This window comes from Turicimonas sp. TL08 (assembly GCF_054660695.1).
The window spans coordinates 76,331-95,400 of sequence record NZ_BAAGDP010000002.1; the positions used below are offsets into that span (position 1 = coordinate 76,331).

General features: G+C 43.5%; 18 protein-coding genes, 1 tRNA gene and 1 pseudogene. 10 read left to right on the top strand and 10 right to left on the bottom strand.

Features of this window, described 5'->3' with window-relative positions:
• The first annotated feature begins 5 nt into the window (after positions 1–5).
• Positions 6–236, top strand: a complete 231-nt coding sequence (locus ACYQ4O_RS01610; RefSeq protein ID WP_460174533.1) for a hypothetical protein — start codon at positions 6–8, stop codon at positions 234–236.
• Positions 237–337: 101 nt separating this feature from the next.
• Here the strand turns inward: ACYQ4O_RS01610 and ACYQ4O_RS01615 are convergent.
• From ACYQ4O_RS01615 to rpsU, 5 genes are all read right to left on the bottom strand, one after another.
• A tRNA-Ile gene (locus ACYQ4O_RS01615) sits at positions 338–414 on the bottom strand.
• Between the two features lie 236 nt (positions 415–650).
• Positions 651–3,152, bottom strand: coding sequence for an RNA polymerase sigma factor RpoD (rpoD, locus tag ACYQ4O_RS01620; protein ID WP_308512779.1), 2,502 nt, complete (start codon positions 3,150–3,152; stop codon positions 651–653).
• 271 nt (positions 3,153–3,423) lie between these two features.
• Positions 3,424–5,352: a DNA primase gene (gene dnaG, locus ACYQ4O_RS01625; RefSeq protein WP_308512778.1), complete on the bottom strand. Its 1,929-nt coding sequence runs from the start codon at positions 5,350–5,352 to the stop codon at positions 3,424–3,426.
• A gap of 69 nt (positions 5,353–5,421) precedes the next feature.
• On the bottom strand, positions 5,422–5,868 hold the full coding sequence (locus ACYQ4O_RS01630) for a GatB/YqeY domain-containing protein (RefSeq protein WP_066590867.1): 447 nt from the start codon (positions 5,866–5,868) through the stop codon (positions 5,422–5,424).
• 20 nt (positions 5,869–5,888) lie between these two features.
• A complete protein-coding gene (gene rpsU, locus ACYQ4O_RS01635; RefSeq protein WP_008811706.1) occupies positions 5,889–6,101 on the bottom strand; it encodes a 30S ribosomal protein S21 in 213 nt (70 codons plus the stop codon).
• A 247-nt stretch (positions 6,102–6,348) separates the two neighbouring features.
• Between rpsU and tsaD the strand changes: the two genes are divergently transcribed.
• On the top strand, positions 6,349–7,365 hold the full coding sequence (gene tsaD / locus ACYQ4O_RS01640) for a tRNA (adenosine(37)-N6)-threonylcarbamoyltransferase complex transferase subunit TsaD (protein WP_308512777.1): 1,017 nt from the start codon (positions 6,349–6,351) through the stop codon (positions 7,363–7,365).
• On the opposite strand, the gene ybaK is transcribed toward tsaD, so the two are convergent.
• The 3 genes from ybaK to ACYQ4O_RS01655 all read right to left on the bottom strand — a co-directional run bounded on the left by ybaK (position 7,366) and on the right by ACYQ4O_RS01655 (position 9,702).
• Positions 7,366–7,857, bottom strand: coding sequence for a Cys-tRNA(Pro) deacylase (ybaK, locus tag ACYQ4O_RS01645; RefSeq protein WP_308512776.1), 492 nt, complete (start codon positions 7,855–7,857; stop codon positions 7,366–7,368).
• 70 nt (positions 7,858–7,927) lie between these two features.
• A complete protein-coding gene (ispH, locus tag ACYQ4O_RS01650; protein ID WP_308512775.1) occupies positions 7,928–8,887 on the bottom strand; it encodes a 4-hydroxy-3-methylbut-2-enyl diphosphate reductase in 960 nt (319 codons plus the stop codon).
• Between the two features lie 551 nt (positions 8,888–9,438).
• Positions 9,439–9,702 carry a hypothetical protein gene (locus ACYQ4O_RS01655; protein ID WP_460174589.1) on the bottom strand — a complete coding sequence of 88 codons (264 nt, stop codon included), beginning with the start codon at positions 9,700–9,702 and terminating at the stop codon, positions 9,439–9,441.
• On the opposite strand from ACYQ4O_RS01655, the pseudogene ACYQ4O_RS01660 reads away from it, so the two are divergent.
• The 7 genes and pseudogenes from ACYQ4O_RS01660 to rpmG form a co-directional block, all read left to right on the top strand.
• Positions 9,695–10,063 (top strand): annotated as a pseudogene (locus tag ACYQ4O_RS01660) (PhnD/SsuA/transferrin family substrate-binding protein); the annotation flags it as partial. The gene ACYQ4O_RS01655 and the pseudogene ACYQ4O_RS01660 sit on opposite strands and share 8 nt — an antisense overlap.
• A 261-nt stretch (positions 10,064–10,324) precedes the next feature.
• Positions 10,325–11,149, top strand: a complete 825-nt coding sequence (locus ACYQ4O_RS01665) for a sensor histidine kinase (RefSeq protein ID WP_460174586.1) — start codon at positions 10,325–10,327, stop codon at positions 11,147–11,149.
• Complete coding sequence (locus ACYQ4O_RS01670) at positions 11,136–11,747, top strand: response regulator transcription factor (RefSeq protein ID WP_460174534.1); 612 nt, start codon at positions 11,136–11,138, stop codon at positions 11,745–11,747. The genes ACYQ4O_RS01665 and ACYQ4O_RS01670 overlap by 14 nt, the downstream gene beginning before the upstream one ends.
• Positions 11,744–13,234 carry an FAD-dependent oxidoreductase gene (locus ACYQ4O_RS01675; RefSeq protein ID WP_460174535.1) on the top strand — a complete coding sequence of 497 codons (1,491 nt, stop codon included), beginning with the start codon at positions 11,744–11,746 and terminating at the stop codon, positions 13,232–13,234. The genes ACYQ4O_RS01670 and ACYQ4O_RS01675 overlap by 4 nt, the downstream gene beginning before the upstream one ends.
• Before the next feature lie 96 nt (positions 13,235–13,330).
• On the top strand, positions 13,331–14,854 hold the full coding sequence (locus ACYQ4O_RS01680) for an FAD-dependent oxidoreductase (RefSeq protein ID WP_460174536.1): 1,524 nt from the start codon (positions 13,331–13,333) through the stop codon (positions 14,852–14,854).
• Positions 14,855–15,159: 305 nt separating this feature from the next.
• A complete protein-coding gene (gene rpmB, locus ACYQ4O_RS01685; protein ID WP_066590859.1) occupies positions 15,160–15,393 on the top strand; it encodes a 50S ribosomal protein L28 in 234 nt (77 codons plus the stop codon).
• A 15-nt stretch (positions 15,394–15,408) separates the two neighbouring features.
• Entirely contained in the window at positions 15,409–15,576 is a 168-nt protein-coding gene (gene rpmG / locus ACYQ4O_RS01690) for a 50S ribosomal protein L33 (RefSeq protein ID WP_066590853.1), read from the top strand.
• Between the two features lie 101 nt (positions 15,577–15,677).
• On the opposite strand, the gene ACYQ4O_RS01695 is transcribed toward rpmG, so the two are convergent.
• Positions 15,678–17,243, bottom strand: a complete 1,566-nt coding sequence (locus ACYQ4O_RS01695) for an RsmB/NOP family class I SAM-dependent RNA methyltransferase (protein WP_460174537.1) — start codon at positions 17,241–17,243, stop codon at positions 15,678–15,680.
• Positions 17,244–17,250: 7 nt separating this feature from the next.
• Positions 17,251–17,895 carry a phosphoribosylglycinamide formyltransferase gene (gene purN / locus ACYQ4O_RS01700; protein ID WP_460174538.1) on the bottom strand — a complete coding sequence of 215 codons (645 nt, stop codon included), beginning with the start codon at positions 17,893–17,895 and terminating at the stop codon, positions 17,251–17,253.
• A 217-nt stretch (positions 17,896–18,112) separates the two neighbouring features.
• Between purN and ACYQ4O_RS01705 the strand changes: the two genes are divergently transcribed.
• Complete coding sequence (locus ACYQ4O_RS01705) at positions 18,113–19,057, top strand: bifunctional riboflavin kinase/FAD synthetase (protein WP_460174539.1); 945 nt, start codon at positions 18,113–18,115, stop codon at positions 19,055–19,057.
• Positions 19,058–19,070: the final 13 nt, after the last annotated feature.

The window sequence follows — 19,070 nt, forward strand, 5'->3', positions numbered from 1 at the left end:
CGCCTATGCAAACTTTTTTATATAACAATGCCAATGAGTTGGAAGGAAAAAAGTTGGGACTTATTGTCTCGAGTGCCAGCAGCGGAATATCCGGAGTTGAACGCGATGCTCACCGACTGATTCCAAAAGGTGACTTTCTTCCACGCAGTTTGTGGATCCACTCCTCTCAAACATCGTCAGCTCCCAGGCTCATTTCAAATTGGCTCAAAGAAGTCGGATATACAGAAAAGAAGTAGATCGAAACCGAGATTCTCACAAAATTTACGACTTTTTTTCTTATTGCCTTTTCTACTGAGTGATATTCAGGAGTGATGATGAATGGAGAAAAGTGGGAGAGTGGTGGCCCCAACTGGACTTGAACCAGTGACCAATCGATTATGAGTCGACTGCTCTAACCAACTGAGCTATGGGGCCTGAGAAAAGTTGATCTTTTCTCGAAAGAGCGTGAATTTTATCAGAAGTCACCGATTCATTCAAATCCAACATTCTGACTGATGGACTGACTATGGGTAACATTTGAGTGAATCTTTCCGACCTGTCTGTCAGAAAAATTCGACCTCCTCTTCTTGACTGCCTAAGTAATACTCGAACCGCCGGCAACAAAAAACCGAGAGTTTGATGTCTCGGTTTTTTGTATTTAAGAACAATGATTATGAATCACTGCCGCCTTCTAAGAAGCTCTTGAGCTTTTCAGCGCGGCTTGGGTGACGAAGCTTGCGAAGTGCTTTAGCTTCAATCTGACGAATTCTTTCACGAGTAACGTCAAACTGTCTGCCGACTTCTTCGAGAGTGTGGTCAGTATTCATTTCAATACCGAAACGCATTCTCAAAACCTTGGCTTCTCTCGGAGTCAAAGAATCCAAAACCTCTTTGGTGATTTCCTGAAGGCTGGAATGCTGAGCTGCTTCGGCAGGTGCAACAGTTCCAACGTCTTCAATGAAATCGCCAAGATGTGAATCCTCGTCATCACCAATCGGAGTTTCCATAGAAATTGGTTCCTTGGCGATCTTAAGGATCTTGCGGATCTTATCTTCCGGCATATCCATCTTCTCAGCCAGTACTGACGGATCCGGCTCAACCCCGGTTTCCTGCAGAATCTGGCGGGAAATTCTGTTCATCTTGTTGATGGTCTCAATCATATGAACAGGAATACGAATGGTTCTAGCCTGATCGGCGATGGAACGTGTAATAGCCTGGCGAATCCACCATGTGGCATAGGTAGAGAACTTATATCCGCGGCGGTATTCGAACTTGTCCACAGCCTTCATCAAACCGACGTTGCCTTCCTGAATCAAGTCCAAGAACTGAAGACCTCTATTGGTGTACTTCTTAGCAATAGAAATAACCAATCTAAGGTTAGCTTCTGTCATCTCTCTCTTGGCCTTTCTGGCTTTTGCTTCGCCGGTGGCCATTTGATTGTAGACATCCTTGAGATCCTTCAAAGGAAGGGTAACTTGGTTCTGAACGGTAGCCAGCTGAGACTGCAGCTGCTGGATTTCCGGAAGATTGCGCTGCAGCACTGAAGCATAAGGCTTACCGGAATTGGCTTCCGCGGTCGTCCATTCCAACTGAGTTTCTTTGCTGAAGAAGTTGTCAAGGAAGTAGTCTCTCGGCATCTTGGCTCTGTTAACCATGATGTCGTAAATACGAGATTCAACCTTCCTTACCCCTTCAACCTGTGTCTTCAGAAGAGTGCACAAACGCTCAACGGTGTTGGCTGTAAAACGTAAGGTAAGAAGTTCTTCCTGGATTTCATTCTGAGCTTTGATGTAAGCTTCGGAGCGATATCCGTCTTTCTGATAGGCTTCTTTAAGCTTCTCATACAAAGCGGTGCAGTGGTCCAGCTTTTCGAGAACTCGTGTCTTGAGTTCGTCAAGCTGACCTGCAGTCATACCGGAAGCACCGATATCGGTACTTTCGTCATCGTCTTCAGGCTGATTGATTACTTCATCATCAAGACCGTCAACCAAACCGTCTACGATCTCGTCAATCTGAATCTGACCGTCACGAACCTTTTGTCCGATTTCAAGAATTTCCGCAATGGTAGTCGGGCAGCCGGAAATCGCATGAACCATGTGCTTGAGACCATCCTCAATTCTCTTTGCGATTTCAATTTCGCCCTCACGAGTCAGCAATTCAACGGAACCCATTTCTCTCATGTAGAGACGGACCGGGTCAGTTGTTCTGCCGAATTCCGGGTCAACGGTAGCCAATGCAGCTTCTGCTTCTTCTTCAGCAGCATCGTCCGTTGCTGTCGGAACAGAATCTCCGATCAACAAATCATCAGCAGTCGGTGCCTGTTCGTAAACCTGAATACCCAAGTCAGCCAGAGTGGAAACAATCTGGTCAATCTGTTCCGGTTCAACAATATTTTCCGGCATGTGGTCATTGACTTCAGAGTAAGTCAAATAACCTCTTTCTTTACCCATGCGGATAAGTGCACGAAGCTTGTTGAGTCTGTTTTCCTTACTGTCTTCGTCATGATGACTGAAGCTTCTGGAAATAGCCTCTTTCATGGCTTTGTCTTTTGCACCTTTTCCACGGCCGCGGCGTGATGTTGGAGGCACGTAAGCTTCTGCAATCGCAACCTCTTCATCATAGGCGTCATCATCGGCTTCTCCAACTAAATCGTCTTCGTTGGATTTGGAAGCTCTTGATGTCTTAGAAGCTTTGGCAGAATCAGCTTTCGGCTTTCTGCCCCGTGTGGATTTTTTAACTACCGGCTCTTCAGCGGCTTCAACATCCTCTGCAGGCGATTCCTCCTTAACAGCTTTCTTGCGTCCGCGTGTGGACTTCTTCTCGGCTGCTTCTGCAGGAGCTGCCTCAGCTGTCTTTACTGCCGGCTTGCGGCCGCGAGTCTTCTTTGGAGCTGCTTCTGCAGCTGTCTCAGGTGCTGTTGTAGTTTCGGCTTCAGCAGTTTTTACTGCTCTCTTACGGGTAGACTTAGCTGGTGTTGCTTCAACTGCTGCTGCGGTCTCTTCTTCCTTAACGGCTTTTTTAGTGGTTCTTCTTTTAGGTTTAGTTTCTGCAGCTGCTGCGGTTTTTACGGCCTTTGCAGCCTCAACTTTCTCTGCGTTGTCTTCAGCTGCTTTTGTTGTAGTTGATTTTGTTGTAGTTGATTTAGTAGAAGTAGATTTTTTGGCAGTCGCCATTCTTTCACCTTCAATTTGACTAATTGTCTTTGCATAACAAGTTTCTTTTCTAAACGAACACTTGCAGCAATACCTTAATTCCATTCTTTGTCAAAGCTAATACGCATACCTGCTGCCTTTCTCGGCCTTTACTGCTTTGCTCAAGAACTTCCTTAAGGGTTAAAATGCCTCCGATCTTTCGCGATCTCCTGGGCGACAATACTCAGAGATTACCTCTGAAACTTCTAATTATATCACAAACAAGAATTCATTTAGTAACAAAATATTTCTACTATTGCAAATCCTTGCTGATCTTTTTCGTTAAATCTTGGATTTGCGCTTTAAGAAGCTTGGCTTTGTTTTGATAAACCCTCAAAAGATCCTTATCCTCTTCCGTCAATTCCCCGGAGAGCAAGTTCTTCTTTTCTTCCTCTATGTGTTCTAACTCAAATTTATAAAATATTGTTTGAGTCTCTTTTTCAGCCGCAAAATAATTGGTGCCCAAATCTCTTCCGCGGATTAATTCTTCCTGAATCATTTCTTTGCCTTCTTCCAGCGAAACAATCGTCAGAATCAAAGATCTTGCGGCTTCAACCGTCTCTTCAAATTGAGGAGATAACGGATCCGGGATTGAAATCAAAGAGTTTTGAATTGAATAGCCGTCTTCGCTCTCCTTGAAAATAATCGCTATGAGACTGAGAATGGTTTGAGCCGTCTCATTTTCTATAGTAGAAAACAATTCTGTCGCTGCTTTTTCATAAAGCACTGCCAGCTGAGGAAAGAGAACAAAATTTCTCAGTACCGTTCTCAGAAGACGGTTCTTTTCCGGCGCTACTCTTCTTTTTTGAAATCCGTAGTTCGAGTGGGCTGCATTTTGAGGAATCCAAGGCTGGAAACCTCCTCCTCGAAACCTTCTTTCCGGGGCCGCAGCTGCCGCAGGCAAAGAAACTCCCAGCTGTGCAGCAAGAACTCGTACATCATTGACGCCCGCGGCCTTGGCGATATTACTCAGAACCGCACTGCGGTACAAAGAATTAGATATCGAACGAACCAGGGGCGCGGCTGCCGATAAAAACTCACTCTTATCTTCCGGAACTTTCAGATCAAGCCCCTCGGAGAGGTTATCAATTAGATACGACGATAACGGCTGGGCCTGAGAAAGCAATTTCTCAAATTCGGGAGCCCCGTAATTTTTGACATAGCTGTCCGGATCCTCTCCTTCGGGAAGAAACAAAAAGGACGCTTTCTGCGCTTCTTTAAGTAAAGGCAGAGTCAGTTCCATTGCTCTTCGGGCCGCCTTTCTTCCGGCATTATCGCCGTCAAAAGAAAAAATAATATGATCCGTTACCTTCAGCAGTCTTTCGACATGCTCCGAGCGAATAGCCGTTCCAAGTGGAGCACAAGCTTCTTTGAATCCGGCCTGAGAAAGTTGAATGACGTCCATTTGGCCCTCAACCACAATCGCACGATTCTTTTCTCGAATAAAGCGCTGAGCCTCGTACAGACCAAAAACTTCACTTCCTTTTTTAAAAATAGGAGTCTCACCGGTATTGATGTACTTCGGCTCTTCGCCCGTCATGGTACGGGCACTGAAAGCAATAACTTGTCCCCGCACATTGCGGATCGGGAACATCAGCCGATTACGGAAAAAATCGTACGGTTCGTTGCCGTTCTTTCCTTCTCTTTGCAGACCTGCTTCGATTAAATATTTAGTATTGGCCGAGCCAAAGATTTCCGAAAGATTGCGCCAGTTGTCAGGAGCAAATCCAATTCCGAATTTTTCAATAGTTTCCGCCGTCAATCCGCGGTCAGTTATGTATTTAAGAGCTGATGGGTTGGTTTGAAGCTTCGAGCGGTAATACTCTTGAGCTTTACCCATGAGATCCACTAAGCGAGGAGCTTCCGGATTTCTCTTTACCGGATTACCTTCATAGCGGACTTGCAAACCGTTTTCTTGAGCAAGTTTCTCAACGGCCGAGGTAAAGTCCAAGCCCTCGTACTTCATCAGGAATGAAATTGCATTCCCGTGTTCTCCGCAACCGAAGCAGTGATAGAACTGTTTCTGCCTGCTGACGGAAAAGCTGGAGGTTTTTTCGTTATGAAAAGGACAGCATGCCCATCCGTTCTCGCCTTTTACTTTGAGAGTAATTCGGCGATTAATCGTATCAAAGATATCTACTCTTTCAAGCAAATCTTTTATAAACGATTGAGCAATGAACACGGTGCGTCCTCTGAAAGAAAAGCCTCGAAGGCGTTACCCAACGAGGCTTGTATAGGTGTAAGAAAGAAACTACTGAGCTAATTTCGCTTTGACTAAAGCGCTTACTTTACCCATATCAGCTTTTCCAGCTACTTTAGGTTTAATTAAGCCAATTGCCTTTCCCATGGCAGCCATACCGCTGAGTCCGTTTTCTTTGAGCACTTCATCAACAACAGCAGCGATCTCTTCATCGCTCATCTGCTTAGGAAGATAAGCACTTAAAACTTCAATCTCAAAGGCTTCCTTATCTGCCAAATCATCTCTGCCGCCGGCTCTGTATTGCTCAACAGAATCACGTCTTTGTTTGATAAGTTTAGCGATAATTTGTTGGATAGCTGCATCATCAGCAACGATGCGTTCGTCAACTTCTTTCTGCTTAATAGCAGCCATCAGAAGACGGATCGTACTAAGACGTGCTGCTTCATGAGCACGCATAGCAGCTTTCATATCAGCTGTAATTTGATCTTTTAAACTCATCGTAGATCTGCGAAAAAAGATTAGTAAAGCTTCTTAGGAAGCATCATGCTGCGGAGACGCTTGTAGTGACGCTTGATAGCAGCGGCTTTTTTGCGCTTGCGTTCTGCAGTTGGCTTTTCATAAAACTCACGGGCGCGGAGCTCTGTGAGCAAGCCGCTCTTTTCAATAGTGCGCTTGAAGCGGCGGAGAGCAACTTCAAACGGTTCGTTTTCTTTAACGCGAATAGTGGGCATCTAGCACCTAAACTAAAATTAATTAACTAAAAAGTGTACTTGTTTGAGTCAACTATAGAAATTCAAACTGACTTCTATATGACTCGAAAGTTTGCAATTGTAATCCAAATTCAGAATTTTTTCCTTTGATTCTTTTGAGAATATGTATTTTTTATGTAACGAAGAAGAAATTCACCTTTTGAGATTATTCTGTTCCTTGGACTTTCTTAGAAGATTAGAATTGACTCTCTTCTTATAAGGCAAAAACATGATTATTTTAGGAATTGAATCCAGCTGTGATGAAACCGGGGTAGCGCTTTATGATTCCGAAAAAGGACTGCTCGGCGCAGCTCTTCACTCACAAATTGATATGCACAAACTCTATGGAGGTGTCGTTCCCGAACTCGCCAGCCGTGACCATATCAGACGAATCATTCCTTTGCTTGATCAAGTTCTTGCCGAAGCTAACATCTCCAAAAAAGATATTGACGCAGTCGCGGTAACCGAAGGACCGGGACTTGCGGGTGCTCTTTTGGTGGGAACCTCCGTAGGTTATGCTATCGGTTTGGCGTTAAACATCCCCGTCATCGGGGTCCACCATATGGAAGGGCATCTTTACTCTTGTCTGCTCGCCGGAGAAGATCTTAAATTCCCATTTATTGCCCTGCTCGTCTCGGGAGGACACACCCAAATTATGAAGGTTGCTTCTCCCGGTAAATATGAACTGCTTGGCGAAACATTAGATGATGCCGTCGGGGAGGCATTCGATAAAACCGCTCAGGCGCTTGGAGAATGCTATCCGGGAGGCCCAGCCGTGTCTCGCTTTGCGGAACAAGGGACTCCGGGTGCCATTAACCTTCCGCGACCCCTGCTTCATGCCGACAACCTTGATTTCAGTTTTTCCGGCTTAAAAACCGCAGTCATGAATACCATTAGATTGGCTGAAGATCCATCAGCTCAATCCTTTAAAAATGACCTTGCCAGAGCTTTTGTTGATTCCGTCACTGAAGTTCTCGTCAAGAAAACCGTTAAAGCTCTTAAGAAAACCGGCTATAAGTCTTTAGTCGTTGCGGGCGGCGTCAGTGCAAACAAACAACTGCGCGAAGGATTAATTAAAGCCTGTAAGAAAATCGGCGTTAAGGTCTACTTTCCTCCTCTGGCTTTATGCACGGATAACGGCGCCATGATTGCAGCTGCAGCCGCAAGTCATCTTCAAAACATCAAAACCCTCCCGAAGGAGGGCTTCTCAATTAAACCGAAGTGGCAGCTTGAAGGTTTCCAATGATTACTTCGGATTGGCGCAATTGACCGGCGTTGCGCCTAAAGCATCCACCAAAATCTTCGGATCGAGTTTGACGTTGAATCCTCTTCTGCCGCCGTTGATGTAAATGAAGGGCAAGCTGAGAATGCTTTCCTCTACATAGATCGGCATATTCTTCTTCGTTCCGAAGGGAGAGGTTCCTCCGACCTGGTAACCGGAATTTCTTTGGGCAACTTCGGGTTTGCAGGGCTGAATATGCTTTTTACCGATTTCTCGAGCTAGATTCTTTGTCGAGACTTCACAGTCTCCATGCATCAAAACTACTAACGGTTTTTCGTGTTCATCCTGCATGATTAAGGTCTTGACGACATTATGCTCATCTACTCCGAAACATTGTGCCGCTTGGCTAGTGCCGCCATGTTCGACGTATTCGTAAATACCTTCTTCATAAGGAACTTTCTTTGCTTTAAGCCAAGCCGTAGCAGGAGTCTCAGAAACTGTTTTCTTTTTAGTCATGTTGAACTCTTGATTTGGAGAATGTTTTTTAAACCGTGAACTTATTCCTTTTCGCTTCTTTTACGCCAAATTACACCTTATTTTGAGATTTTGCTTCCTCAAGATCTTTTTTCCATAGGCCTTTGGGAAGCGGGAATTCTACGTTCTCCTCTACGCCTTCCATTGCGATTACTTCACAAGGTTCAAATTCTTTGAGTCTTTCAATAATTTCTTCAACCAAAATCTCCGGAGCACTTGCACCGGCTGTAATTCCGATACTTTCTACACCTTTAAGCCAACCCGGATCAATCTCAGAAGCGTCATCAAGCAAATAAGCCTTGGTGCCTACCCCTTCGGCTACTTCACGCAAGCGATTGGAGTTCGAACTTGTTTTGCTTCCTACAACTAAAATCAGATCAGAACGCTTAGCCAGTTCTTTTACGGCATCTTGACGGTTCTGAGTGGCATAGCATATATCCGCTTTCTTGGGCTCTAGCACCTTTGGATATTTCCTCTTCAACGCATTAATAACAACTTTAGAATCGTCGCAGGAAATAGTAGTCTGACTGACATAGGCAACTTTCTCAGGATTCTTGAGTTGAAGGTTTTCGACTTGTTCGGCTGATTCCACTACTTCGACATGTTGATCAACCTGACCTACGGTTCCTTCCACTTCCGGATGGCCAACGTGGCCGATCATAATGATTTCATAACCGGCTTTATGCATTTTTGAGACTTCTGCATGAACCTTTCTTACTAAGGGACAAGTGGCATCGTAGATAACTAAATCTCGAGAAGCTGCCTTTTCCGCTACCTTTTTTGGAACTCCGTGGGCAGAAAAAATTAAAACGGAGCCATCGGGTACTTCGTCAATTTCATTGACAAAAATCGAGCCCTTTTGCTTTAGAGCATTAACGACATATTTGTTATGAACGATCTCATGGCGTACATAAATAGGAGCCCCATGGACTTCAAGTGCTCTTTCAACAATTTCTATGGCCCTTTCTACTCCGGCACAAAATCCGCGTGGCTGAGCTAGTATTATCTTCATTGGTCTCTCCGAGTGAATCCTCGATTTTAGTCCAGACACGGTAATCTTAAATTTTTATGGCTACTGTAAGTATGTAACATGTCTTCTTATGACAGTCTTTTCCATCTAGTTGCATAGAAATTTTAAATAGTGAACTCTTTTTCGATCTTCATTAATGAGCAAACGTACGATGAAAAGTTCATTAATCACTTATTTGTTTTAGTAAGCTTCCTTGTGCTGTTGGTATTTTCTTCTAATTCCACTTAAATTGACGACCTTTTCAGCTTTTAGTTTTTTCTTTTAAAGCCGTTCTAAACCTTTACTCTCTTTAGAAATAAATTGACAGAGCATCTTTCCCATAGAAAATATGGAATGAATCAAGCCCCATAGAAATAGCATGGCGAACATTTTGCAGAAAAAGACGAAAACAAAAACCGCCCTCCTCTTTAAAATTAAATCATGTGCCTCTTTTCTAGAATTTTCTAAATGAGAATTTTGCTTGTGCTTTTTCTTTCCTTACCTCTTTTAGCAAGGGGAGAGAGTTCTATCCGCATAGGTCTAGTTGATTACTTTCATTCTGGTCTTTCATCCTCTTTTACACTAGCAACAGTGGAAAGCTTACGAAAGGCTTTTGCTCCTAGAAAAGTTGAAGTAGAAAACGCCCCTGATTCCGAGATTCTGAGTTCTGGTTTATCAGAAAAGTTTGATTTTTTAATTGCACCGCCGTCTTTTTCACTTTCGAAACCAGAGATAAAAGAACGAAGGATTGCCGTTAAAACAAAAGCAGGAAAGACAGAAAAGCACGGTCTTTCCGTTGGCGGTTTAGCTATTACCAAGAAAGATAGAAATGACATTGAGGATTGGAAAAGCTTAAAAGGAAAGATTGTTGCAACAACATTACCCACGGACTTGGGAGCTTGGCTCGCGGTGATCGGAGAAATTAAAAGAGAAAATGGAGTTGAAGATCCTTATAAATTCTTTAAAGAGGTCAAGTTTCTCCAACACGATACACCTAATGTATTAAACACACTTTTAAATGACAAGGCCGATGTTGGATTCATAAATATTTGCCGTTTAGAGGAAGCTGAAAGCGTCGGACTTATACCTGCAGGAAGATTCAAGCCGGTGGGAAAATTAAAAAATACGGAATCTGCTTGTCTCAGGTCAACCGAATTATTTCCAGGCCTTACACTTCTAGCTACTCTAAAGTGTACCCAGGAAGATGCAAAGATTGCAGCTAAAGCCGTTCTCTCAATGCCAGAGGTCGAAGGATATGAATGGTCTAATCTATCTGACTTTACTTCTTTGGATGATCTATTGAAAACTCTAGAAATAGGACCATATTCCTATCTTCGAGATCAAGGAATACGAGGTTTATGGAAAAACTACAAAAATTGGTTCATAAGTGGTCTCGTTCTTCTGTGCCTCCTTTTACTTAACGAGAGAAGATTGCAGAAGATGGTTGAGAAAAAAACAAAAGAAGTTCGAGACCTGAGCCAAGAAAAAATCAAATTACATCAAAATCTGATGGAAACTAGAGAAAGAGTCAACATTCTCGAACACAACAATGTTGTGTCGGGGCTATCTCGTTTGGTCGCTCACGAACTCAAACAACCCTTAACAGTTTGCGCTAATCATATGGCAGTGCTGAAATTACGATTAAATGAACTTTTAAATGAAGACGAACAAAGTGCCGATTCAATTGAAGCACAAGAAAATGCACTGAAAAGAATATCCACAATTGTTGACAGAGTTCGAAACTATGCAAAAAATGAGGCGCTTCCACATGGCGTTTTCAAACTAAATGACATCGTTAGAGGAGCCGTTCAAGATTTCCAAGATGACCATGCGGAAAATCCTGCCTCAATTAAATTGGAATTCTTTACAGAAGCAGACGTCGTTTGTTCGGATATTGAAATTCGTTTAATGTTTTTGAATCTGATTAAAAATGCCGTTACAGCATCGACTCAAGAAGGCAAAGGCTCTGATGTGGTAATTAGGATTGAAAACAATAATATAGAAAGAGATCCAAAAGTAGAGGTTCACGTAACAAACGCAGGAAAAATCCTAGATGATTCTTTTCTTCAGCTCTTAAATTCCTCTATGCCCTCCCTTCCTTCCTCTTCAGGAGGATTAGGATTAGGAGTTTCTTTGATCAAATCTATTGCGGAAAATAATAATGCTGCCGTTGTATATAAAAAAATAGATACTGGAGGCATCAAAGTGATCATCACTTTCGAGGTTGCTTCAATTGACGAGGTTCAAAGAAATGACAAAAACTAACTCAATAAGAATAATTCTTGTAGACGATGACAAAGAAGTGAGATCCAGTGTAGCTGCCTATTTAAGAACCCTTAATTGGGAAGTAAAAGAATTTGCAAGCGCAGAAATGTTTTTACACGCCGGATCATGGGATTCCCCTGGCTGTATGGTGGTGGATCTCACAATGCCAGGGATGGATGGCCTCCAATTACAAAAAGTCCTCCGCCAGAGAGGTTGTAGGTTGCCGATAATTTTTCTTTCAGGGACAGGAACAATTCCCAAAGTGGTTCAGGCCATGTCCGCAGGGGCCGAGACTTTTTTGGAAAAACCTGTCGATCCAAATACTCTTAGAGAATCCATTGTTCAAGCTGTGGCCAAGAGTTTATCTCCCACGCAAAAAAGCCGTGAAGAGGACGAAATAAAGAAAAAGTTTTTATTGCTTACAGAAAGAGAAAAAGAAGTAGCCTTGTTAGTTAGTCAAGGAGTACTGAACAAAAACATTGCGGACAAATTGAACGTCTCTTTGAACACCGTTAAAACACATAGATCGAACTGTTTTGCAAAATTAGGAGTAAAGACAGCTGTTGAGTTAACTCATTTATTGATGAAATTGAAATGAAGCGTCGTAGTTTTAATGGACTATTTCTGTCACCGGCGATACTTGAATTTTCATTGTCTAACTCTGCCTTCTCGAGAGAGGTACCAATTAAAAAGCAGAGATCAGAGGCCGTTCATGCAGATTTACCTGATGAAGTTTCACTTATTGTCGCGGGAACTGGAGGAGCAGGTCTTTGCGCTGCCATATCAGCGGCAGAAAACGGAATTAGAGATTTGATTGTTATTGATAAGGCACCCATTGTCGGAGGCCATACAATTACAAGTACTGGAACGGTAGCTGCGGTTTGGCCAGAATTACAGAAAAAGCAATTAATAGAAGACTCTCCGGAATTAATGTTTTCTCAAATAATGGCCATAGGTAAGAACAATAATGCACAGCTTGTGAAAACCTTAACGGAACAAAGCGGTTCGGCTCTAGAGTGGATGAGAACGTTAGGGGTTAAATGGAGACCAAAAGTCGGGGCAATTTATGGTTGTCCTCATATTCGGGGCTTCAAAAGTTTAAATCCAAAGAGCGGATACGATTACGTTATGGCTCCTCTAAGAAAGTTAAAAGAGAAAAATGTACCGATCTATCTGGAGACCTCTCTTAAAGATTTTATTATCGGAAAAGATGAAAGACTGGAAAGTGTTTTGATTGAACAAAATACTCCCGAAGGCAAGCTCCTCAAACAAGTTAGAGCAAAAGCTTTGGTCATAGCTACCGGAGGTTTTACAGCTAATGCCGAATTACTGGCTAAATATGCCCCTGGCCAAACCGAAGGGATGATTTCTAATTTTAACCCCCTTGGAAATTTATATGACGGAGCTACAGGCGATGCAATCACAATTGCTGAGAAACACAATATTGCTCTATCCCATATGGATTCAATTCAGTGCATTCCAAATGTCGGAGGAAGAACGATTTTGGAGTCCGGCTGGGATATCTTCGTTGACCCCAGAGGAAAAAGGTTTGTAAGGGAGGGATGCTCGTGGCAGGAGCTCCGAAAAGCTGTTCAGAAAATACCTGAGAAGTATTATTGGGTTATCACCCCTCAGCATGGGGAAGAAACTGAGAATATTGAATACAAACTTTTGACGGGCTTATTGAAAGTTGTTAACGACTATAAAGAATTAGCTCAAGAACTTAACGTTCAGTTAGAAGAAATTCGAAAAACTATAGATAGATACAATAGAGCTGTGACAGGGGAAGTTGATGATGAAATAGAAATAGCTCAGAATGCCAGAATTCTCCCGCCTCCTCCATATTATGTAGGAAAAGAACAACTTGGTATTCATTCAACACTTGGAGGAATCACGATAAATAATCACTCTCAGGTTTTGTCCAAATCCGGAAAACCTATACCAGGACTCTACGCATGCGGTGAAGTAGTTGGAGGACTCCATGGAGAGGATAAGGTTGCGGGAACAGAAATGACAGGAAACTTTGTTTTTGGACGGATTGCAGGACGTGAAGCTGCAGAATATCTACTGACTTACAAGCGATAAAAATCAACTCTCTGTCTCACCCGCTGAGGTGAGGTAAAAAAAACAGGAAAGTTCAGAATACTTCTTGAGTTAAATGACTTAACCAAGGAGAAAAAAATGTCTCAACTTTCAAGGCGTAGCTTTATTTCAACATCTGCAGTTTTTATTGGCACTGCTTTAACAACAAAAAAAACCTTAGCTGCCACAGCACCCACAAAATGGAGTGATACTTGTGATGTGCTTGTACTTGGAGGGGGCGCAGCAGGAATGGCCGCTGCAGTTTCAGCAAAAGAAGCCGGAGCAGGCAAAGTCATAGTTGTAGAAAAGAATCCCACTTTATTCTTAAACTCAACAACTTATTCTATGGGACAATTCAGCGCATCTGGATCCCGAGTTATGAAGGACAATGGAGTTAAAGATCCTGGAGCAAAAGTCTTTGCAGAGGAGATCATGAAAGGAGGACATCAAAAGAATGATCCACTTCTGGTCAAAATTTATGCGGAACACTCTGGTGAAACCATCGATTGGTTAAGTGGAATGGGTTTACCATTCCGCCTTATGCCCAACCCTGCCTATGGTGTTTTAAGAACTCACGACCTAGGAGTCCCCCAGACGGGAGCTCGTCACATTGAAGCTCTGAAAAAACGTGCGGATGCTTTAGGAATTCAAATCGTTACCTCTTGCCCCGCCAAAGAGCTCATTACTAATGAAGATAGAAGCGAAGTCCTAGGAGCTGAATGTATCAAAGATAAGAAACCGTTTTTCATTAAGACTACCAAAGGAGTGATCATTGCCACTGGTGGTTTTATGAGTAATGGAAAACTAGTTGATAACTATCTGCCGGACTTTAAAGGTGCCTTGAGTTGTGCCGGTCCATCTGCGCAGGGAGACGGCCTGAGAATGGCTCAGAAGATCGGTGCTCAAACACAGTTCATGGGTAATGGAGCGGTATACTGCTATGGGGTGCCAGTCGACAAAGAAAAACGCCGTGGATTAATTTTCCGTGGCCACATTATGAATATATACGGCTCTATTTCTGTCGGACCCGATGGAAAGCGTTTTGTACGGGACGAACTAGGTGCTACTACAGCAGGAATTGCAGCCTCACGCAAAGGCTACGACAAAACATTTGTTATAGCAACTGAGGCCCAACTAAAGAGCTTCATGGACAAAGACAAGACTCAAGTTATTGGGTGGAGCCAGGAACGGTTCAATAAAGAACTTGAAGAAAATAAAATCTTTGCGAAAAAGGCAGACACCATTGCGGAATTGGCTGATAAATTAGGCATTAACAAAGCAAACTTGCTAAAGACTATCTCTGACTACAATGGTTACGTCAAAACAGGCAAAGATTTAGAGTTTGACAGAAAAGCACTAAAAGGAGGTTTCGAAAAAGGCCCCTTCTACGGCTTCAAAGCTCAGTATGTTGCAATGGCAAACCTTGGTGGACTCAAACCAGGCGAATCCCTAGAAATTGTTGACGTCTATGACAAACCAATTAAACATCTTTACGCAGTGGGTGAAGCTTTAGGGGGTGTCCACGGTGACTCTTATCTAAGCGGTAATAGCATTGGAGCTTCTTTAACAATAGGTCGTTATATCGGGAAATTAATTGCTAAAAACAAACCAATCAACCAATAAGTAGTTTTTCTTCTTTCACTAGGGACATCCGTATGATGTCCCTTTGTTTTAGAAAATATAAATAATATAAAAAGTTATTCAAAAGAGACTTTTACTAAAAACAACCGTTTCATTTGCAACATGATATTTCCGAAAGTTTCCAGAGTCTGGCAGAGCGAGGACTCCCGGACTTTAGAAATTTTTTCCCGAAGTTATGCAAAGTGAAAGAAAACAACGTATAATTTGGTGTTTTAGTCCCTAGCCTTTTCACTTTCTGAATTTGCTGAGGGTAAGTTTTAAACAATTTTATTTCTGGAGAGTTAGCGATGGCACGAGTGTGTCAAGTCACCGGCAAAGCTCCAATGGTCGGCAACAATGTTTCGCACGCAAACAACAAAACAAAGCGTCGCTTCATGCCCAATTTGCAATATCGCCGTTTTTGGGTTGAAAGCGAAAACCGCTGGGTTCGTTTGCGCGTGACCAATGCAGCCCTGCGTACAATTGACAAGAACGGCATTGATGCTGTTTTAGCGGACCTTCGCGCCCGCGGCGAAATCTAATCTAAGGAGTTCACCATGGCGAAAGGTATTCGTGAAAAAATCAAATTGGTATCCAGCGCTGGAACCGGCCACTTCTATACAACCACTAAGAACAAACGTAATCAAAGTGGCAAAATGGAAATGAGCAAATACGACCCTGTTGCTCGCAAGCACGTGGTCTACAAAGAAACTAAGTTGAAGTAATTCAGCTAAGATTCTTAGCAGAAAACCGAAGCCTCCGCTTCGGTTTTTTGTTGTCCGGAGAACAAGAGGCAAAATCGCTGCCCCTGCTCTTCCTTCCTGTCCTACCTCGCAGCCTCTGTTGCCTCTTCAGCTTTCACCTCGACCGGCTTTTCAGCTTCTGCATTTTCCGGAGTATTTTGGGTCAAACGTTTGCTTGGCTTTTCTGATCTTTTCTTCTGAAGTACCGCACCGAAGAAACCATCAGTCTTATTCAAGTGCGGAAGCATCACAAAATATTCTCCGAAGCGTTCCTTCTGATAAGGATTGATTTCTACTCCCTGCTTCTGAAGAATATCAAAAGCATCAAGCAGCTCAAAATCTTCATTCTCTTTCAGGAACTCTTCAATTACGTCCTGATTCTCCCGCTTCAAAATGGAACAGGTGGAATAAACCAAACGACCGCCCGGTTTCAGCATTTTTGCTGCACTGCGCAAGACCGACTTTTGAATATCGTTAATTCTGTTCAGTTCTTCTTCGCCAAATCTCCATTTCAGATCAGGATTCCTTCTGTAGGTTCCGGTTCCAGAGCATGGAGCATCGACAAGAACGCGATCCATCTTGCCGTAAAGACGTTTGATATGCTTGTCATGTTCATCGCGAATGACGACCGGATAAATATTGCTCAATCCGGCTCTTCTCATACGCGGAGCAAGACCGTTCAGACGCTTCTCATTAACATCAAAAGCATAGATTCGGCCCGAACTCTTCATAAGGGCGCCCAAAGCCAGCGTTTTACCGCCGGCACCGGCACAGAAGTCGCAAATCATTTCGCCGCGTTTAGGCTGCATCAGGCGAGCAATCAGTTGACTGCCTTCATCCTGCACGTCAACCTTGCCTTCTTTGTAAATAGGCCATTGAGTCAGAGCAGGCTTAGTAAAGAGACGGACGCAGTCAGGACTGTATATACCCTTTTCTGCTTTGACGCCGTGCTCTTCCAATTCCAGAATAACTTCATCCGGCGTACTCTTAAGGCTATTAACGCGCAAATCCAAAGGAGCGCCTTCCTGCATGGCTTCAAACAAAGCCTTATGGTCGGTGTACTGTACCACCGCCAAGTCATACAGCCATTTCGGCACTTCAGCTTGAATCTCTTTCGGAGCATCAGAACTCTTAGGAGCAAGCATGTTCTTCAGAGTTTCTTTTTCTTTGCCTAAAATCTGATCATGGATGGCATCTAACCCATGCTGCAGAGCCAACGCAACCAAACCGGTCAAACGCGGTGCTTTGTCAGGTCTTACCGGGTCCATCCTCCAAGTGATCATAGAAAGATGACGCATGGTGTAATAGATGCCTTCGGCAATAAGCGTTCTTTCTCTCGGACCTAAATGCCGTGCATTCTTAAAGTAAATGCTCATCAGAACATCGGCTGGCCCGTCAAGCTTCAAAATAGTTCTTAAAGCTTTGCCCAGTTCATCAACCACTAAAGAAGTGATGCGGACTTGTCCGGGATGCTGCTTCAGCATTCTCGGATTCGGAGCCTTAGTTTTGTCATGCGTTTGACGCTCTTCCGGAGTCATCTTCGCCCAACGTTCTTTCGCCGCTTTTTGTCTGTCAGTTAATTTGCGTTTAGGTGCATCCTGACGCTTATAGCCGGGCTTTCTGGCTGATCTTGGTTTTTCTGTTGCCATTTTTAACTTAGAAAATTGCTAATTGCTCACTGGATTCAAGATCCATCTTAACTGTACCTTCTTCCAGTCGTACTTTTTGACAGGCTACCAGGCGGATTGCCCTTGGGTAGAGAATGTGCTCTTTTTTGAGTACTCTTTCAGCCAGTTTGTCAGGGGTATCTCCTGCTAAAACAGGAACGGCAGCCTGTCCGACTATTTCACCGCCGTCCAGCACATCGGAAACAAAATGTACCGTCACTCCGTGGATGCGGACGCCCGCTTCCAGCGCTCTTTCATGGGTATGCAGACCGGGGAAAGACGGCAGTAGTGCGGGATGAATGTTGAGAATTCTTCCCGGATACTGACGGACAAAATACGGTGTTAAAACTCGCATAAATCCGGCAAGAACAACCAACTCTCCGTGGAATGCTTCAATTTTCTTGACCAGATCTCTCTCGAAGCTTTCTCTGTCTTCATACTTCTTATGATCAACTACTGCGGTCGGAATGCCGACGCTTTGAGCGAATTCCAAACCAGCGGCTTCAGGGCGGTTGGAGATAACGCCGACAATGCGAATACCCCAAATCTCAGCCCATTTTTCTTTTACGCTTGTTTCATAAACTGCTTTAAAGTTGCTTCCGCGCCCGGAAATGAGAACGACGATGTTTTTCATAAAATTGAACACTGATATTAGAAAGGCCTGTGGCCTTTGATAAGGTAATCTAATCGAGTATACACAATAAGAGGTTCTGAAACTCTGGCTCAAAATTGATGCATTCCTATTTCCTAGGAAACTTCTTGTTAGAAAAGTTTCTTACATTCAAAAATGAGAATCCAAATCGATGCTGGCATAATTGATCGTTACAGTTATTTTTTGAGATTTGAGGAAAATGAAAGTTTTTCGGGGACTGCCAAAACCAGAAGATAGATTGGACTGTGCCGTGGCCATCGGCAACTTTGACGGTGTACATCTCGGCCATCAGGCTTTAATTCGGGAAGTAGTTGAGGCTGCACACGCCAGACTGTTATGCCCGGCTATTCTGACTTTTGAACCTCATCCTCGGGAATTTTTTAATCCGGCTGCCGCCCCCGCAAGAATCTTAAGCCTTCACGATAAAGTGGAGGCACTGAAGGGAAGCGGGATCGAAAGGGTCTACATTCTTAAATTCGATGAAAAGCTGGCTTCCTTAAGTCCGTATGACTTCGTTAAAGACCTGCTAGTACAAGGTCTGCACGCTCGTTGGGTCACCGTGGGAGAAAACTTTCACTTCGGTGCTAAGAGAGCGGGAGATTTCCATACCCTGGAAGATCTGGGAAAAGAATTTCATTTTGAAGTTCATCCTATGCCCATGATTTATCACGGGGAGGCGGCAATTTCCAGCTCCCGCATTCGTCAAGCCTTAGCCAGAGGCGACATTGCTTCGGCAAACTATATGCTTGGACGCCATTACAGCCTTTCCGGAAAAGTTCTTCACGGAAAACAGTTAGGCCGCAAGCTCGGCTTTCCAACGATTAATCAAAGAATTCTTCCTCCGTACTCCAAAGCACGCCCGGCAATCACCGGTGTCTACGCCGTAAAAGCTCACGGCATTGCTCCGCGCCCGATTGAAGGCGTTGCTTGTATCGGAAAAAGACCGACCGTCGATGATCACGGTGAGTATTTACTCGAAACTCACTTATTTAATTTCCATGAAGACCTATATGACAAGATTGTCAATGTAGAATTCTTTGCGAAGATCCGAGATGAGAAGAAATTCAATTCTCTCGAAGAGTTGCGGGCAGCTATTGCAGATGACCAGAAAAAGGCAAAGCAAATTTTAGGCTTGTCCGTTTAGTTTTTTTATTAAC

Excerpts from the sequence above, each read along its gene's own strand:
- ACYQ4O_RS01610 (WP_460174533.1), top strand. The coding sequence starts at position 6 with ATGCAAACTTTTTTATATAACAATGCCAATGAGTTGGAAGGAAAAAAG.
- rpoD (WP_308512779.1), bottom strand. The coding sequence starts at position 3,152 with ATGGCGACTGCCAAAAAATCTACTTCTACTAAATCAACTACAACAAAA.
- ACYQ4O_RS01630 (WP_066590867.1), bottom strand. The coding sequence starts at position 5,868 with ATGAGTTTAAAAGATCAAATTACAGCTGATATGAAAGCTGCTATGCGT.
- rpsU (WP_008811706.1), bottom strand. The coding sequence starts at position 6,101 with ATGCCCACTATTCGCGTTAAAGAAAACGAACCGTTTGAAGTTGCTCTC.
- tsaD (WP_308512777.1), top strand. The coding sequence starts at position 6,349 with ATGATTATTTTAGGAATTGAATCCAGCTGTGATGAAACCGGGGTAGCG.
- ybaK (WP_308512776.1), bottom strand. The coding sequence starts at position 7,857 with ATGACTAAAAAGAAAACAGTTTCTGAGACTCCTGCTACGGCTTGGCTT.
- ispH (WP_308512775.1), bottom strand. The coding sequence starts at position 8,887 with ATGAAGATAATACTAGCTCAGCCACGCGGATTTTGTGCCGGAGTAGAA.
- ACYQ4O_RS01665 (WP_460174586.1), top strand. The coding sequence starts at position 10,325 with ATGGTTGAGAAAAAAACAAAAGAAGTTCGAGACCTGAGCCAAGAAAAA.
- ACYQ4O_RS01670 (WP_460174534.1), top strand. The coding sequence starts at position 11,136 with ATGACAAAAACTAACTCAATAAGAATAATTCTTGTAGACGATGACAAA.
- ACYQ4O_RS01675 (WP_460174535.1), top strand. The coding sequence starts at position 11,744 with ATGAAGCGTCGTAGTTTTAATGGACTATTTCTGTCACCGGCGATACTT.
- ACYQ4O_RS01680 (WP_460174536.1), top strand. The coding sequence starts at position 13,331 with ATGTCTCAACTTTCAAGGCGTAGCTTTATTTCAACATCTGCAGTTTTT.
- rpmB (WP_066590859.1), top strand. The coding sequence starts at position 15,160 with ATGGCACGAGTGTGTCAAGTCACCGGCAAAGCTCCAATGGTCGGCAAC.
- rpmG (WP_066590853.1), top strand. The coding sequence starts at position 15,409 with ATGGCGAAAGGTATTCGTGAAAAAATCAAATTGGTATCCAGCGCTGGA.
- ACYQ4O_RS01695 (WP_460174537.1), bottom strand. The coding sequence starts at position 17,243 with ATGGCAACAGAAAAACCAAGATCAGCCAGAAAGCCCGGCTATAAGCGT.
- purN (WP_460174538.1), bottom strand. The coding sequence starts at position 17,895 with ATGAAAAACATCGTCGTTCTCATTTCCGGGCGCGGAAGCAACTTTAAA.
- ACYQ4O_RS01705 (WP_460174539.1), top strand. The coding sequence starts at position 18,113 with ATGAAAGTTTTTCGGGGACTGCCAAAACCAGAAGATAGATTGGACTGT.